12 protein-coding genes and 1 tRNA gene are annotated in these 15,892 nt (G+C 71.6%); 9 read left to right on the top strand and 4 right to left on the bottom strand.

The genetic code is table 11. The features are described 5' to 3' along the window. Window positions 1-55: 55 nt before the first annotated feature. Together DEJ11_RS14130 and DEJ11_RS14125 are read right to left on the bottom strand one after the other, a co-directional pair. A complete protein-coding gene (locus DEJ11_RS14130; protein WP_111105089.1) occupies window positions 56-2,074 on the bottom strand; it encodes a vWA domain-containing protein in 2,019 nt (672 codons plus the stop codon). After that, on the bottom strand, window positions 2,067-3,452 hold the full coding sequence (locus DEJ11_RS14125; protein ID WP_027466108.1) for a MoxR family ATPase: 1,386 nt from the start codon (window positions 3,450-3,452) through the stop codon (window positions 2,067-2,069). The genes DEJ11_RS14130 and DEJ11_RS14125 overlap by 8 nt, the downstream gene beginning before the upstream one ends. A gap of 224 nt (window positions 3,453-3,676) precedes the next feature. Between DEJ11_RS14125 and DEJ11_RS14120 the strand changes: the two genes are divergently transcribed. The 4 genes from DEJ11_RS14120 (at window position 3,677) to DEJ11_RS14105 (ending at window position 8,077) form a co-directional block, all read left to right on the top strand. Beyond that, window positions 3,677-5,131, top strand: coding sequence for an MFS transporter (locus DEJ11_RS14120; protein WP_372444921.1), 1,455 nt, complete (start codon window positions 3,677-3,679; stop codon window positions 5,129-5,131). Between the two features lie 169 nt (window positions 5,132-5,300). Next, entirely contained in the window at window positions 5,301-5,981 is a 681-nt protein-coding gene (locus DEJ11_RS14115) for a GntR family transcriptional regulator (RefSeq protein WP_111105088.1), read from the top strand. Between the two features lie 202 nt (window positions 5,982-6,183). Then, window positions 6,184-7,473: an LCP family protein gene (locus DEJ11_RS14110; protein WP_258375545.1), complete on the top strand. Its 1,290-nt coding sequence runs from the start codon at window positions 6,184-6,186 to the stop codon at window positions 7,471-7,473. Between the two features lie 514 nt (window positions 7,474-7,987). Continuing rightward, window positions 7,988-8,077 (top strand) — tRNA-Ser (locus tag DEJ11_RS14105). Window positions 8,078-8,143: 66 nt separating this feature from the next. On the opposite strand, the gene DEJ11_RS14100 is transcribed toward DEJ11_RS14105, so the two are convergent. Further along, window positions 8,144-9,334 (bottom strand): MFS transporter, encoded by a 1,191-nt coding sequence (locus tag DEJ11_RS14100; RefSeq protein ID WP_111105087.1) that lies wholly within the window; start codon window positions 9,332-9,334, stop codon window positions 8,144-8,146. 127 nt (window positions 9,335-9,461) lie between these two features. Between DEJ11_RS14100 and DEJ11_RS14095 the strand changes: the two genes are divergently transcribed. Continuing rightward, window positions 9,462-9,911 (top strand): MarR family winged helix-turn-helix transcriptional regulator, encoded by a 450-nt coding sequence (locus tag DEJ11_RS14095; RefSeq protein WP_111105086.1) that lies wholly within the window; start codon window positions 9,462-9,464, stop codon window positions 9,909-9,911. 78 nt (window positions 9,912-9,989) lie between these two features. Here DEJ11_RS14095 and DEJ11_RS14090 read toward each other — a convergent pair whose 3' ends face one another. Further along, window positions 9,990-10,994, bottom strand: a complete 1,005-nt coding sequence (locus DEJ11_RS14090) for a LacI family DNA-binding transcriptional regulator (protein WP_111105085.1) — start codon at window positions 10,992-10,994, stop codon at window positions 9,990-9,992. 116 nt (window positions 10,995-11,110) lie between these two features. Between DEJ11_RS14090 and DEJ11_RS14085 the strand changes: the two genes are divergently transcribed. The 4 genes from DEJ11_RS14085 to DEJ11_RS14070 all read left to right on the top strand — a co-directional run bounded on the left by DEJ11_RS14085 (window position 11,111) and on the right by DEJ11_RS14070 (window position 15,891). Next, window positions 11,111-12,352, top strand: coding sequence for a Gfo/Idh/MocA family protein (locus DEJ11_RS14085; RefSeq protein WP_111105084.1), 1,242 nt, complete (start codon window positions 11,111-11,113; stop codon window positions 12,350-12,352). After that, window positions 12,349-13,353 (top strand): sugar phosphate isomerase/epimerase family protein, encoded by a 1,005-nt coding sequence (locus DEJ11_RS14080; protein WP_111105083.1) that lies wholly within the window; start codon window positions 12,349-12,351, stop codon window positions 13,351-13,353. Before DEJ11_RS14085 ends, DEJ11_RS14080 begins: the two co-directional genes overlap by 4 nt. A gap of 202 nt (window positions 13,354-13,555) precedes the next feature. Then, window positions 13,556-14,560, top strand: coding sequence for an AAA family ATPase (locus tag DEJ11_RS14075; RefSeq protein WP_111105082.1), 1,005 nt, complete (start codon window positions 13,556-13,558; stop codon window positions 14,558-14,560). Beyond that, on the top strand, window positions 14,560-15,891 hold the full coding sequence (locus tag DEJ11_RS14070) for a DUF58 domain-containing protein (protein ID WP_071406486.1): 1,332 nt from the start codon (window positions 14,560-14,562) through the stop codon (window positions 15,889-15,891). Before DEJ11_RS14075 ends, DEJ11_RS14070 begins: the two co-directional genes overlap by 1 nt. The last annotated feature ends 1 nt before the right edge of the window (window position 15,892 follow it).

Genomic DNA, 15,892 nt, shown 5'->3' with positions numbered 1-15,892 from the left:
GACGGGAGGCCCGTGGCGGTCTCGCCACGGGCCTCCCGTCCGTCTCGTGTGGGCTTCAGAGCCCCCAGTCGTCGCGGAAGAGCGCGCCGCCGGCCCCGCGACGCGAGCCGAGGTACGAACCGACCACGGCGACCCCGAGGTCGTCGTTCTCCGGCGCCACGACGCTGCCGTCCACCCGCTTCGCCATCGCGTCGATGAACCGGGCGAGCCCCGGGTCCTCGCCGAGCCGGAAGAACGTCGTCTGGGCACCGAGGCGTCCGGCGTTCTCGAGCTCCCGCACGGTCAGCGCGATCGTCACCGGGTCGGGCGGGTAGTCGAACCAGACCTGCCCGTTCGGCTCGAGGTGCGACGTCGGCTCGCCGTCGGTGACGATGAGGAGCACCGGTTGGGCCGTGGGGTGCTTGCGGAAGTGCCGGTTGGCGAGGAGCAGGGCATGGTGCAGGTTCGTGCCCTTGTCCCACATCGCGTCGAGACCGACGAGCTGTTCGACGTCCATCACCTCGGCCTCGCGACCGAAGGCGATGAGCTGCAGGTCGTCGCCGCGGAACCGGGTCGACACCAGGGTGTGCAGCGCCAGGGCGGTGCGCTTCATCGGCACCCAGCGGTCCTCCATCGCCATCGAGAACGACGTGTCGACGAGCAGCGCGACGCAGGCCTGGGTGCGGGCCTCGGTCTCCTGCACCTCGACGTCCTCGATGCTCAGGCGCACGCCGGCTCCCTGTCGTCCGCTGGCCGCCGTCCGCACGACGGCGTTCGTGATCGTCCGGGGGATGTCCCAGGGCTCGGTGTCGCCGAACGCCCACTGCCGTGACGCCCCCGACGGCTCGCCCGCGGCACCCGAGCGACGGAGGTCCCGCGCGCCCTGGCGACCGGACATCCGCTGGGCGACGTCCTTGAGCAGGCTCTTGCCGAGCTGCCGCATCGCCTTCGGGGTGAGCCGGAGCTGCCCGTCCGCACCGCGGCGCATCGCCCCGGAGTTCCGGAGCGCCTGCTCGAGGCGCTGCAGGGTCTTCGCGTCGACCGCCGCCTCGTCGCCGAGCTGCCGGGACAGCGCGTCGAGGTCCAGGTCGTCGAGCTCCGAGCCCGGCCCGGACTGGGCGAGCTGGTCGGCGAGGGCATCGAGGTCCGCGATGTCCTGGAACACCCCGGTGCCGTCGCCCAGGCCGAGGCCCTGTTCGCCGTCCATGCGTTCGGATCCGCCCCAGTCCTCGCCGGGACGCAGTGCGCGCAGGGTGCTGTCGAGCTGGGACAGCTGCCCCATCAGGTCGGGAGAGCCGAAGGCCTGCTGGGCGAGGGCATCGAGTTCGTCCCGCTGCTCCTGGGTCATCGAGTTGCGCATGCGCTGCGCCGCGGCCGCGCGGGCTGCCAGGTCGTCGAGCAGCTCGTCGACGTTCGCCGGGTCCGACGGGAAGTACTCGCCGTGCTGGTCCATGAAGTCGTCGAACTGCTGCCGGGTGTCCTCGCCGCGGGCGTGCGCCTCGAGCAGGGCGTTGAGGTCCTGCATCATCGCGCTGACCGCGGCCCGGTCCTGGTCGGTGGCACCCTCGAGCGCCTGCTTCATGCCGGCGAAGCGCTGGTCGAGCACCTCGCGGCCGAGCAGGTCCTTGATCTCGTCGTACTTCTGGCGCGCGGTCGGGCTCGTCCAGTCGTAGTCGCCGAGTTCCTGCACGGCGGCGGCGGGGGAGGGCGGCAGGCTGTCGAGCTGCAGTTCAGCCAGGGCCCGGTCGCCGTCGTCGAGGTCGACGTTGCGGGCGAGCTCCCCGCGCTCGGCGAGCAGCGCCTGATCCAGGAGCTCGCGCACCTGCTGCAGGGTGCCGTCGAGGTTGTTCTTGCTCGTCAGCTCGCGGCGTCGCTCGGCCACCCGGCGGGCCAGGTCGTCGAGACCGCGCTGCGTCCGGCCCCCGCGTCGCAGGAACTCCCGCATCGCGCGCTCGGGCGACGTGCCGCCCATCACGTCCTGCCCGATGGCGTCGAGCGCCTCGGCCAGGTCGACCGGGGCGGCGAGCGGGTCGGGGCCGTCGGTGTACCGGCCGTACCGGGTGTCGCGCGTCAGGCGCCGGTTCTGCCTAGCCATAGACGGCTTCGCCCCCGCCGGACTCCTTGCTGATGCGCCGGGCGAGGAACAAGCCCTCGAGCGCGAGCTCGATCGCGCCGGCCCGTTCGCCGTCGTTCGTGGCACCCATCCGGTCGCACACCTGGTCGTACAGGTCGGACTCGCCGATCGACGGCAGGCCTTCGAGGAACGCCCGGGCGCTGACCTGCTCGCCCGTGGTCACCATCGTGCCGCCGTCGAGCGCGTCCACGAGCACCGCGAAGTCGAGACCCTTGAAGCGGGAGCGCACGGTCTCGGCGGTCGCGGTGCGGAGCAGGTGCTCGAGGACCTCGTCGGCCCGGTCCTCTTCGCCGTTCTCGAACTCGATCTTGCCGCCGAGGACGTCCACCGCGGTCTCGAGGTCGATCGGCCGGGCGACCGCCTCGTCCTCGCCCTGGCGCGCTGCGCGGTGCACCGCGGCGGCGGACACCGTCTCGGCACCGGCGATCGCGAACCGGGCGCTCACACCGCTGCGCTGGTCGACGGCGCTCGAACCACGCAGTGCCCGCGTGAAGCGGGCGAGGATCTCGATCAGGGCGTCGGGGACCTCGGCCGTCAGCTGGGCCTCCTGCCGGATGACGGCGATCTCGTCGTCGAGCTCGATCGGGTAGTGCGTGCGGATCTCGGCGCCGAAGCGGTCCTTCAGCGGCGTGATGATCCGGCCGCGGTTCGTGTAGTCCTCGGGGTTCGCGCTCGCCACGACGAGCACGTCGAGCGGCAGCCGCAGCACGTAGCCGCGGATCTGGACGTCGCGCTCCTCCATCACGTTGAGCATCGCGACCTGGATGCGTTCGGCCAGGTCGGGCAGCTCGTTGATCGCGACGATGCCACGGTGCCCGCGGGGGACGAGTCCGAAGTGGATGGTCTCCGGGTCGCCCAGGCTGCGGCCCTCGGCGACCTTCATCGGGTCGACGTCGCCGATCAGGTCGGCGACGCTCGTGTCCGGCGTCGCGAGCTTCTCGACGTAGCGGTCGTCGCGGTGTCGCCAACTGATCGGCAGGGCGTCGCCGAGGTCGTCGGCGCGCCGGATGCTGGCGGTGGTGATCGGTTCGTACGGGTGCTCGCCGAGTTCGGAGCCGGTGATGACCGGCGTCCACTCATCGAGCAGGCCCTGCAGGGTGCGGAGCAGGCGGGTCTTGCCCTGGCCGCGCTCGCCGAGCAGGACGACGTCGTGCCCGGCGATGAGGGCGCGTTCGAGCTGGGGGATGACGGTGGTCTCGAAGCCGTGCAGGCCGGGCCACGGATCGGTGCCCTGGCGCAGGGCGGTGAGCAGGTTGTCGCGGATCTCGGCGCGGACCGTCTTCTGGACGTGACCAGAGGTGCGGAGCTCGCCGACCGTGCGGATGTCAGGTCGGGTCACCTCTCCGACGCTACGCCGCGTTCGCGACGGCGACCAGGGTCGGACGGGAGGCCCGTGGCGGGCCCGCACCGCGCCTCCCATCCGCTTGTGGGTTTCCATCGCACTTGCGATCATTGAGATCCCGGCGACGGAGCCGGATTCGAAGTAGGGGGATCCGGCTCCGCCCCCGGTTGCTCGTTCCGCATCTGAACCACATCGGCGATCTCGGCGTACGGTCCCATTTCGTGAGCAGCGCGAACGCAACCATCAAGAGCCTGGTGCCCGCCAGGATGGACCGCTTGCCGTGGACCCGGTTCCACTGGAGCGTCGTCGTCGGACTCGGCGTGTCCTGGATCCTCGACGGTCTCGAGATCCAGATCGTCTCGAACGCGGGTTTCCAGGCGGACCTGAACCTGTCGACGCAGCAGGTGACGTCCCTCGGCACGATCTACCTGGTCGGCCAGGTCGTCGGTGCCCTGGTGTTCGGGCGCATGTCCGACCGGCTGGGTCGGCGCAAGCTGTTCATCCTGACGCTCGCGATCTACCTGATCGGTTCGGGCATCGCGGGCCTCGCGCAGGACTTCTGGTTCCTGGCGGCCTTCCGGTTCGTCGCGGGGCTGGGCATCGGCGGCGAGTACGCGGCGATCAACTCGGCGATCGACGAGCTCATCCCGGCGAAGTACCGCGGGCACGTCGACATCGCCATCAACGGCACGTACTGGGGCGGTGCCGCGCTCGGCGCGTTCGCGAACATCTACCTGCTCGACACGTCCTACTTCGCCGAGAACATCGGCTGGCGCATCGGGTTCTTCCTCGGCCCGGTGCTCGGCATCGCGATCATCTTCCTGCGACGCCACATCCCGGAGAGTCCGCGGTGGCTGATGACGCACGGGCGCGAGGAAGAGGCCGAGGCGACCGTCTCCCGCATCGAGGCGTCGGTGGAGAAGGCGACCGGCAAGCCCCTGCCGGAGGTCGACCAGTCGAAGGCGATGACGGTCACGCCGACCGACCGCGTGGGGTTCCTGGCCATCGCGCGCGTGCTGCTGAAGCAGTACCCGACCCGCACGCTCGTCGGCGCGACGATGATGATCACCCAGGCGTTCCTGTACAACGCGATCTTCTTCACCTACGCCCTGGTGCTCACGAACTTCTTCGGCCTGAAGACGGCGGAGACGGCGGTCTACTTCTTCCCGTTCGCGATCGGCAACCTGCTCGGCCCGATCATCCTGGGGCGCTTCTTCGACACCTGGGGTCGTCGGCAGATGATCTTCCTGACGTACCTGGTCTCGGGCCTCGTGCTCGCCACGTCCGCGTTCCTGTTCCGGGCGGACGCGATCTCGGCGACGGTGCAGGTCGCGTTCTGGTGCGTCTCGTTCTTCTTCGCCTCGGCCGGTGCGTCGAGCGCCTACCTGACCGTCAGCGAGATCTTCCCGCTCGAGCTGCGGTCGCAGGCCATCTCGTACTTCTTCGCCCTGGCGCAGATCTTCGGTGCGGTCGCACCGGCCATCTACGGTGCCTTCATCGGTGACGGGTCATCCCGGGAGCCGCTGTTCTGGGGGTACTTGCTCGGTTCTGCCGTGATGATCGGCGGCGGCGTGGTGGCGTTGATATTCGGGGTCGACGCCGCGCGGAAGGGGCTCGAGGACGTCACCCAACCGCTCTCGGTGCTCACCGGGGACGCGAAGTCCGACCGGAGGTGAGCCCTGCGGCGGCGGCCTGACATTCTGTATTCAGAGTGTTTAGCGCCGCCGTCGCAGCGCTGTCACTGTGCCTGCATGGCACTCCTCCACAGCGCGACACCGGCGACCACGATCCACGGCAGCGACCGCCCTCGCCTCGGGGGTGCCGTCCGTGCGTGAGCCTGGGCTGATGGAGCACACCCCCATCCGAGCCGGCGCCGGCGGCCTCGATCCCCACGGCCTGCGCCGCAGCCTGCTGCGCGACGCGGTGTTCCTGCGACTGCTCGACCACGTCCTGCGGGGGGAGTACCGCCGCGGGCAGCGCTTGCGGCTCGACACCCTGGCATCGGACATGCGGGTGTCGCGCACACCGGTGCGCGAAGCCCTCGTGACCCTCGAGTCCCTGCAGCTGGCCAGCGTGCAGCGCTACGTCGGTGTGGTGATCTCGCAGTGGTCGGTCGACCAGATGATCGAGCGACTGCGGATCGCCCAGGCTCTGCTCGTCGATCCGCCGTCGAACTCCGTCGGGTACCACGACCGGTTCGACAAGGTGTGGCTGCGGGAGTGCTGGACCGAGGCCGGTGCCTTCGTCGAACTCGGTGCCTGGTACCTGCGGCGCCGCGGGTCGTCGGTCAGTGGCGACTGGTTGCTGTCGCAGCGCATCGTGCTCGACATGTTCTTCACCGACGACGTCGCCCTGGCGAACGGGATCGATGCCGTGGTCGACCGGCGACGACGGGTCGAGATCGTCGAGCGGGCCGTGGCCGCTGCGGAGCGAGACGCCCTCGACGACTGTGCCGCGGCGCTCCTCGACCTGTCGTCCGCCCTGATCGCCCTGCCGGACCGCTTCCGGGTGGTCGTGTCCGCCTGAACCGACGTCGGCTGCGGATCCGCTCAGGTCCGCGCCGACCGCCGAGGATCCGCAGGTCGCGGCACCGCACAGTGAGCGTCACCGGTGTCCCTCGCACTGGATCGTCAGGCAACGTCGTGGCAGCCTTGACCGGTTGCCGTCCCCGGCGTGTCCACCGACGACAGGAGTGCCCGTGAACGACGTCCGCGATCGATCCCACCGCTTGAACCGAGCGTCCGGGATCGCACGGCACGGACGTCTGCGGCGCTCGAGCCCCTTCGCGACCGCTGCCAAGACGGTCTCCGCCGTCGTCGCCGTGGCCCTGGTGAGTTCGGTCTCGGTCACGGCGATCGCGGCGAAGCAGGTCACGGACGACCTCGGTGACGGCGTCGAGATCCAGGGCCAGCCCGCACCGCAGGCGAAGGGCGGCGCGAAGCCGATCAGCGCCTTCAAGGGCGGGTTCAACATGCTCGTCGTCGGCACCGACAACGACCCCGAGCAGAGTGCTGCCTTCGGGGAGCGCGATGCCACGCTCAACGACGTCAACATCCTGCTGCACGTCTCGGCCGACCACACCAACGCGACCGCGGTGAGCATCCCGCGCGACCTCGTCACGCCGATCCCGGCCTGCAAGAAGACCGACGGCACGGGCACGGCTCCGGCGATGGCGGCGCAGCCGATCAACACCTCGTTCGGCGAGGGCGGCCTGAACTGCGTCACCCAGACCGTCGCCGGGCTGACCGGGCTCGACATCCAGTACTCGGCCGCGGTGTCCTTCAAGGGCGTCATCGAGATGTCGAACGCGATCGGCGGCGTACCGGTCTGCGTCGCCCAGCCGATCACCGACTCGTACACCGGGCTGAACCTGCCCGCCGGCACCTCGACCCTGCAGGGCGACGAGGCCCTGGCGTTCCTGCGCACCCGGCACGGGGTCGGCGACGGATCGGACCTCGGTCGGATCTCGAGCCAGCAGGTGTTCCTGTCGTCGCTGCTCCGCACCGTGAAGTCGAACGACACCCTCGGTTCTCCGGCCCGCCTGTACAAGCTGGCCCGGGCGGCGGCGTCCAACATGCAGCTGTCCCAGAGCCTGAACGACATCGGGACGATGGTGCAGATGGGCCTGGCGCTGCGCGACCTGCCGTTGGCGCAGGTGAACTTCGTGCAGTACCCGGGCACCACGGGCGGCACCGGTGTCTACGAGGGCAAGGTCGAGCCGACGACGTACCTGGCCGACCGGCTGTTCGCGAAGATCAAGGCCGACCAGTCGTTCTCCCTCGGGGCGGACAGCACGGGCATCGGGTCCGAGACGAACCCGACGAAGACGAACCCGACGCAGACGAGTCCGACGCAGCCGACCGCTGCACCGAAGCCCGCGGTCCCCGCGACCCCCGCGACACCGGCAGCGCCTTCGTCTGCTGCGCCGCGCACCCCCTCGGCGACGCCCGAGACCATCGACGGGCTCGAGGGCCAGTCCGCCGACCAGCAGACCTGCTCCAAGGCGTTCGGGTACTGAGGCGCGGGCGGACGGTCGCTTGCTTGCCGCCTCCCGCCCCTGCCCCCTTCCGCGAAAGCGACAGTCTGCCGCCGAACATCCGCGGCACTCTGTCGCCCTGGCGCCAGAGACGGCCGAGCTCGGCGGCACAGTGTCGCTTTCGTAGGCCGGACCGTGGCCGTGCGTGCGTGCACCGGCACGTCAGCAGTGCACCCGCCCCCGAACGCAGAAACGGGGGCGCGGTGGTGGGCCGCGCCCCCAGGTGAAGTCGCTCCCCGCCGGGCGCCACGCGATCGGGCGCGCCGGGCCCGCACGGGGAACGACGTCGGGTGCTGTGTCGCGACGACGGGGACGAGCCCCGGAACGTGATTGCCGCGTCCCGATGATGGTATGCAGTGGGGTACGCCCCGACAACCCCCACGTGTCCCCACTTCGGGGGACCGAGCGTGACGGGTCGTGCCACGCGCGGGCGTGCGTCGGGTCGAGAGTGGCGCGGTCCTCCTGTATGGTGGTCGCAGCGCTCGCGAGAGTGCTTGGAGACGTCGCATAGTCCGGCCGAGTGCACCACCCTGCTAAGGTGGAGTCCCCTTTGAGGGGACCGAGGGTTCAAATCCCTCCGTCTCCGCACGACGATGAAGCCCGGTCCGATCGGACCGGGCTTTCGTCGTTCCTAGCGCCCGAAGCGCCCGCGTCAGACCGTCGCGATGCTCCCCGTCGTCGTGGTCCGTACACCCGCACGCCCCCGACGCACCGCGCCCATGGCCACGAGTGTCAGCACCACGGCCGCCAGGGTGATCCCCGACCCCGCCCAGATCGGCGACGTGTACCCGAGGCCGGCGGCGATGGTCAGGCCACCGATCCAAGCGCCGAGTGCGTTGCCGAGGTTGAACGCGGCGATGTTCGCCCCGCTCGCCAGGGTCGGTGCGTGGTCGGCGTACTGCATCACCCGCGTCTGCAGGGCCGGGACGGTCGCGAACCCGAACGCCCCCATCAACACGAGGGCGATCACGGTGAGCGCCGGCGAGGTCGCGACGAGGGCGAACGCCGCGAGCACCACGGTCAGCACGACGAGCACCACGAGCAGCGTGCGGTCGATCGAGCGGGCCGCGAGCTTGCCGCCGGCGAAGTTGCCGACGAACAGCCCGATGCCGAACACGATGAGCAGCCACGGCACCGCCGACGACGGGAAGCCGGACACCGAGGTCAGCGTGTACGCGATGTAGGTGAAGGCGCCGAACATCCCGCCGTAGCCGAGCACGGTCATGCCGAGCGACAGCCAGACCTGCCCGGACCGGAAGGCGCCGAGCTCGCGGGCGAGGGACGGAACCTCGGTGGAGCGGACCGCGGGGACGAGGACGAGCACGCCGATCAGGGCGACGACGCCGATGGCCGCGATCGCCCAGAACGTCGCACGCCAGCCGGCGGCCTGGCCGAGGAAGGTGCCGAACGGTACGCCGAGCACGTTCGACGCGGTGAGCCCGGTGAACATCAGGGCGACGGCCGAGGCGCGCTTGGACCGCTCGACCATGTTCGCGGCGACGACCGAGCCGATGCCGAAGAACGCTCCGTGGCACAGGGCGGCGATGACACGGCCGGTCATCATCACCCCGTAGGTCGGCGCGATCGCGGACAGGGTGTTGCCGACGATGAACAGCACGAGCAGCCCGAGCAGGACGGGCTTGCGGGGGAGCCGGGTGGTCGCGGCGGTGAGCCCGAGGGCCCCGACGATGACCGCCAGGGCGTACCCGGTGACGAGCCAGCCGGCGGTGGTCTCGGTGACGCCGTAGTCGGCCGCCACCTCGGGCAGCAGGCCGGTGATGACGAACTCGGTCAGGCCGATGCCGAATCCGCCGAGTGCGAGGGCGATGAGTCCCGCGGGCATGGATGTCCTTCCGTTGTGCAGCTGTGCCGCGTACGCTGGTTGTTGCAGACGCGGGATATCGATAGTTGCACACGCGGGGTACCCGCGCAAGCAACTGTCGCCGTCTGCACCGACCGAAGGAGCCCCGATGACCGTCGATGACACCTCCACCGCCGTTCGCGCCCACGGCTGGCGCACCCTGGCAGCGCTGCACGGCCTGATCGAGACGCGCCTGGAGCGGGCCCTCCGGCAGGTCGACCTGTCCGTCGTCGAGTTCACGGTGCTCGATGCCCTGCGCCGCCAGGACGGCTTCCACATGCGCATGCAGCAGCTCGCCCGCGCGGCCGCCCTCAGCCCCAGTGCGACCACCCGGCTGGTGAACCGGCTCGAGGAGCGTGCCCTGCTGACCCGTGTCCTGTGCGCCGACGACCGTCGCGGGCTCTACACGGAGCTCACGCACGCCGGGCAGGTCCTGCTCGAGCGTGCGACACCGATCCACGCCGAGGCGCTCGAGGGCGCCCTCGCCGAGGCGCACGAGGTCCCCGAACTCGCCGACCTGGCCGAGTCCGTCGACCGGCTCGAGGGTGCGCGCGTCTGACCTCGGGTCACCTCGCACCCGGCCTGGAGGCCCGGCGCACCTCCGCCCCGCCGGCGTCGGCCCCGGGGTGGTCACCACTCAGGCGCGCGGCGGCCCCGTCGTCGAGCGCACGACGAGTGTCGGCGGCACGAGCGTCCGGATGGGATCCGTCGGCGTCCCCGCTGCGGCGCCGATCCGCTCGACCAACCGCGCAGCCGCCAGGCGCCCGACCTCGTCGTTGTGCGGGTCGACCGTCGTCAGGCGCAGCAGGGGTGACGCGGCGAGCGGGGTCTCGTCGTTGCCGATCACCGAGACGTCCTGCGGTACGCGGAGCCCGGCTTCCTGCACGGCGGCGATCGCACCCATTGCCATGACGTCGTTCGCGGCGAACACCGCGGTCAGGTCGGGGTGCTCCCGGAGCGCGAGCCGCATGCCCTCGTAGCCGGTCGTCTCCGAGGTCGGGCCGGAGCCGTAGACCAGCGGCTCGATGCCGGACGCGACCAGCTGCGCGACGGTGGCGTCGCGGCGGAGCGCAGCCGGGCCTCCCGAGCCGGTGACGTGGGCGAGGCGGCGGTGACCCAGGTCGATCAGGTGATCCGCTGCCAACCGTCCGCCGGCGGCTTCGTCGGAGGCGACCACGTCGAGTCCGCCGGGGACGTCCGCGCGCGCGCCGGCGACCACGACCGGGGTGTCGGTGGGGACGACGGCGTCGGGGAAGCCCTCGGCGGCGAGCACCACGCCGTCGACCCGCAGGGAGACCAGGTCGTCGAACGGGGATGAGTCGAGGTGGGCGTTGGCGCGGGTGTCGGCCAGGGTGAGGCGGAGTCCGTGCGGGGCGAGGGCCTCGCGGATGCCGTCGAGCATCGGGACGTACCAGGGGTTCCGGAAGTCGTCGACGATGACCCCGATGGTGCGGGTCCGGGTGCCGGCGAGGATGGCGGCGGCGCGGTTCGGGCGGTAGCCGAGCTCTGCGACGGCGGCGAGCACCGCGGAGCGGCGGGCCGGGGAGACCCCGGGATCGTCGCGCAGCACCATCGACACCAGGGACTTCGAGACGCCTGCGCGTGCGGCGACGTCGATGATCGTCGGCGGGCGAGGGGTCACGCTGAGCCTTTCCGGCACGGTGCTTGACAGGACATGGGCTGGTGCGGCTACAGTCTACCGACACGTTCTGGAACGTTCCAGAATCGGGATCCAGCGACCTTCTCGAAGGAGAGAACATGAGCGACAGCATCGGCGTCGCCGTCATCGGCGCGGGCATGGCGGGCAAGGCCCACATGGCTGCGTGGCGGAACGCACCCTCCCTGTTCACCTCGACGCTGCCGCCGGTCCGGCTCGTCTCGGTCGGGGACGTCTACGAGCCCCTCGCCGCCGAGGCCGCACGGCGCTTCGGCTACGAGCGGCACGACACCGACTGGCGGGCCATCGCGGCGGCGGACGACATCGACGTGGTGAGCGTCGTCGTCGCGAACACCCTGCACCGCGAGATCGTCGAGGGGCTGCTCGCCGCCGGCAAGCACGTGCTGTGCGAGAAGCCGCTGTCCGACTCGCTCGACGATGCCCGCGCGATGGCGTCCGCCGCTGCCGAGGCCGAGCAGCGCGGAGTCCTCGGCCGCATCGGCTTCACCTACCGCCGGGCTCCCGGCCTCGCGGCCATCAGGGAGCTCGTCGAGGACGGCACGCTCGGCCGGGTCCTGCACGTCTCCGGCCGGTACTGGACCGACTACGGTGCCTCGCCCGACGTCCCGTTCTCGTGGCGTTTCGCGGGGGCGCCCGGTTCCGGGGCGCTCGCCGACGTCGGCTCGCACCTGTCCTACGTCGCCGAGTTCCTGGCCGGCCCGGTCCGGAGCGTCAGCGGTGGGACGTTCACCACGTCGATCACCGAGCGACCCGTGGCCGCCGGACACGCCCTGCGGGGGCAGGCCGTCCCGCTCACCGGTGCGACCGAGGCCGTTGGCAACGACGACTACGCCACGTTCAGCGCACGGTTCGGAGACGGCACGGTCGTCGGGTCGCTCGAGGCCTCCCGCGTCGCGGCCGGGCACCCGAACGGCCTCGTCATCGAGGTGTTCTGCGAGCGCGGCGCCGCCCGCTGGGACCAGGAGCGCGCCTCCGAGATCGGCCTCGCGCTGCAGTCCGACGGTTCGCGCACGGGTGGGTACCGTCAGGTCGTGCTCGGCCCGGACCACCCCTACGTCGCCGGTGGCATGGCGATGGACGCCCCGGGCGTCGGCTGGGGGCAGAACCAGATGTTCGAGTACCAGGCCCGGGCGTTCCTCGACGAGATCGCGGGGCTGTCCGGCGCCGTGCCCGACGCTCTGCCCGCGAACGCCACGTTCGACGACGGCGTGCACAACATGGAGGTCCTCGACGCGGTGGCACGGTCCGCCGCAGCCGGGGGCACGTCCGTCGACGTTGCCGACGCCGTCGTCCCGACCACGGAGGGTGGTGTCCGCGCATGAAGCTCGGTCTCTACAACGCGATCCTGCACGACCGGCCCCTCGCCGACGCACTCCGGGTCATCGCGGCCAACGGCCTCACCGGCATCGAGCTGAACACCGGCGGGTTCCTGCCCCCGGTGCACGTGCCCGACATCGACGCGATCCTGCAGGACGACGGGGCGCGTGACGCGTTCCTCGCGCAGTTCGCGGGGACCGGCGTCGAGATCGCCGGGCTCAACTGCAACGGCAACCCGCTGCACCCCGACCCGGCGATCGGTCCCGCGCACGCCGAGGACGTCCGGCGCAGCATCCGTCTGGCGGCCCGCCTCGGGCAGGACCGCGTCGTCACGATGTCCGGACTGCCGGCGGGGGAGCCGGGCGGGACGCGGCCGAACTGGATCGTGAACGCCTGGAACTCGGCTGCGCTCGACGTCCTCGAACACCAGTGGAGCGTCGCGGTGCCGTTCTGGCAGGAGATCGACGCCCTGGCCCGGGAGCACGGCGTGAAGGTCGCACTCGAGCTGCACCCGCAGAACCTCGTGTTCAACCCGGCGTCGATCCGGGAGCTCGTCGAGCGCGGCGGGCTGACCAACGTCGGGGTGGAGCTCGACGCCTCGCACCTGTTCTGGCAGCAGATGGACCCGGTGGCGGTCGCCCGCGACCTCGGCCCGCTCGTGTTCCACGCCGCCGCGAAGGACGTCCGGATCAACCAACACGCCGCGATCAACGGGGTGCTCGACAACTCGTTCCGCCGGTTGTCGCCGGACGAGTCACGCACGAACCTCGGCGGCGACGAGTGGGCGAACGAGTGGCCGAAGCCGTCGGCGTGGGACTTCGTCGCGCTCGGCAAGGGCCACGACGAGGCGTACTGGACGACGTTCCTCGAGGCCCTGCGTGCGATCGACTCGGACATGTGGGTGAACATCGAGCACGAGGACACCGAGCTCGGGCGCGAGGAAGGAGTCGCGGTCGCCGCACGCGTGCTGCGCGCCGCGGACGCGGCGCTGGCGCCCCGGTCCTGACGGTCCGTCAGCCGACCCGGTCACTGCCTGGAGGCCCGTGAACCGTTCCGCGAACCGGGTGACGGATCGGCGTGTGGCGGGCCGTGCCTCCCGGCCCCACCACACGCGGATCGGCCACGGGTGCGCGGAACGACCAGTCCGTGCACCCGTACCGGGTGCTGTCACCGGCCCGATGTAGCATGCACGACACCTGTCCCCGACGATGGAGCCCTGCGTGCCGGAGCCGACCCACCCCGCCTTCCCGCTCGAACACGTGCGGGCGGTGGGCGATGACATCGTGGCCTCCGTCGCCACGGTGATCGACGGCAAGGCGGAAGCCATCCGCACGGCCCTGACGGTGATGCTCGCCGAGGGGCACCTGCTCGTCGAGGACGTCCCCGGCGTCGGCAAGACCGTGCTCGCCAAGGCGCTCGGCGCCTCGGTCGGCGGGTCCGTGAACCGCATCCAGTTCACCTCGGACATGCTGCCGTCCGACGTCACGGGCGTGAACATCTTCGACCAGTCGTCGGGCACCTTCCGGTTCTCGCCCGGCCCGGTGTTCGCGAACGTGGTCATCGGCGACGAGATCAACCGCACCAGCCCGAAGACCCAGTCGGCCCTGCTCGAGGCGATGGCGGAGTCGCAGGTCACCGTCGACGGTGTCACGCGTCCGCTCGACCGGCCGTTCATGATCGTCGCGACGCAGAACCCGATCGACATGGAGGGCACGTACCCGCTGCCCGAGGCGCAGCGGGACCGCTTCATGGCGCGCATCGCGATGGGCTACCCGAGCGTCGACGCCGAACGGCAGATGCTCGCGAACCGCGGCGGCAGCGACCCGCTGTCGCGCCTGCGGCCGATCGTCGACGTCACCACGCTGCGGGCGATCATCGAGACCGTCGCCGGGGTGCACATCGCCCCCGACGTCGAGGCGTACATCATCGCGATCGTCCGGTCGACGCGCATCCACCCCGACCTCGTGCTCGGTGCGAGTCCCCGCGCGACGCTGCACCTGGCGCAGGCGGCTCGTGCGCACGCAGCCCTGCTCGGCCGCCCGTTCGTCACCCCCGACGACGTCGCGACGCTCGCCCCGATCGTGCTCGCGCACCGGCTCGTGCCGGTCGCCCGTGGGCTCGGCGGCACCGGCGAGGACACCGTGCGCGAGATCGTCGTCCGCATCGTCTCCGACACCGCCATCCCGTTCACGGCCACCCCCGTCCGCTCCTGATGGCCGGTCCATCGGCACCGCCGTCGCTGCTGCGACGCGTCGGTGCCGCGCGGTCCACGGCGGCACGGTTCGGCCGCCGCGGGCTGTCGTTGGCACGCCGCACCCCGTTCCCGCGCCCGACGATCCGGGGCTGGACGGTCATCGCCGTCGGCATCGGCCTGGTCGGCGGCGGTCTGGTCGGCACCACGAGCGTCGCCGTCACGGCCGGCCTGCTGCTGCTCGTGCTGGTCGTGCTCGGCATCGTGATGGCGTTCGTCGTCGCCACCCCGCTCCGCGGCAGCCGCAGCACCGCACGGGCGATCGTGCAGGTGGGCGAGGTCTACCGGGAACGCATCACCCTCGGCAGCACCAGCCTGCGGATCGGCCCGCGGGCGACGCTGCTCGTGCGCGAACAGCTCGAGGACGCCTTCGCCAGCCTGGCCGAGGCGGAGACCTACGCCGAGGTCGGGCCGAACCTGCCGCCGGCCGTGCTCGACGTCGAGGCGCTCGCGATGCACCGCGGCCGCTCGCTGGTCGGGCCCGTGACGATCCGGGTCGAGGACCCGTTCGGCCTGCTCCGCATCGACCGTCCCGTCGTCCCTGCTGAGGAGGTCGTCGTCGTCCCGGCCTCGGCACCCCTCGGGGCGATCGACGCCGGGGCGCTCGCCGGTGCGGTCTCGGCCGACGAGGGCCGGGTCGGACAGGGTGGTTCCGCCGACGACAGCGAACTCCGCCCGTACCGACCGGGTGACCCGATCCGCCGGGTGCACTGGGCCCAGAGCGCACGGCGCGGTGAACTGCACGTCCGCCAGACCACCCAGGCCCAGCCGCCCGAGGCCGTGATCGCCCTCGACGTCCGGCGCGAGTCCTACCAGCGGCTCGGTCGAGAGGACCTCGCCGAGCTCTCCGACCTGGGCGGCGACCAGGCCTTCGAGCACGCCGTCGTGGTGGCAGCCAGTGTCGCCCGGGCGCTCGCCGCCCGGACCTCCCGTGTCGTGCTCGTGTTCGACGGGCCCGAAGGCGCGACCCGGCACGCGGGCGACGTCGGCGGGCTGACCGACGTGCTGGTCGGGCTCGCCGACGTCCGGCTCCGCTCCGACGCCCGCGAAGTCACCGACGTCCTGCCCGAGGTCCGTGGCCGCGACGTGCACGGCATGACCGCCGTCGTGACGGGCACCTGCACCGCGGAGGAAGCCGCCGAGCTCGTCAGTGCGACCAGCGGGTCGAGCCGCGGCATCCTGGCGACGATCGTGCCGCCGGACCCCGCCGTGCGGGGCATCCTCGACCGCGGCGGCTGGCGGACCCTGGTGGTGCCGGTCGTCGGCGCGACGCCGTCCGGAGCCGCACGGTGAC

It is taken from the genome of Curtobacterium sp. MCLR17_058 (genome assembly GCF_003234705.2).
Lineage (GTDB): Bacteria > Actinomycetota > Actinomycetes > Actinomycetales > Microbacteriaceae > Curtobacterium > Curtobacterium flaccumfaciens.
This window is presented reverse-complemented; position numbering and strand designations above follow the sequence as displayed.